Source organism: Prochlorococcus marinus, from assembly GCF_001180245.1.
In the GTDB taxonomy this organism is placed as follows: Bacteria; Cyanobacteriota; Cyanobacteriia; order PCC-6307; family Cyanobiaceae; genus Prochlorococcus_A; species Prochlorococcus_A marinus_F.
In genome coordinates, this window is sequence record NZ_CVSV01000084.1 from 1 (window position 1) to 210 (window position 210).

The 210-nt window shown below is 30.0% G+C and carries 1 pseudogene; it reads left to right on the top strand.

From position 1 onward, the window contains the following. Positions 1-13: 13 nt before the first annotated feature. Positions 14-210, top strand: a pseudogene (locus tag AMO19_RS03390) (argininosuccinate lyase); the annotation flags it as partial.

Sequence of the window (210 nt, forward strand, 5' to 3'; positions counted from 1 at the left end):
ATTACTTATTGATATGGCAAAAGTTTGGAGTAAAAGGTTTGATAATGCACTTAACCCTTTTATTGAAAAGTTTAATGCCTCAATTCGTTTTGATAGAAAGCTTATTTTAGAAGATTTAGATTGCTCAATTGCTCATGCGAAAATGCTGGGCAAAACAAAAGTTTTATCCTCTTCTGAAGCTTTGCAAATTATTAATGGTTTAGAGTTAAT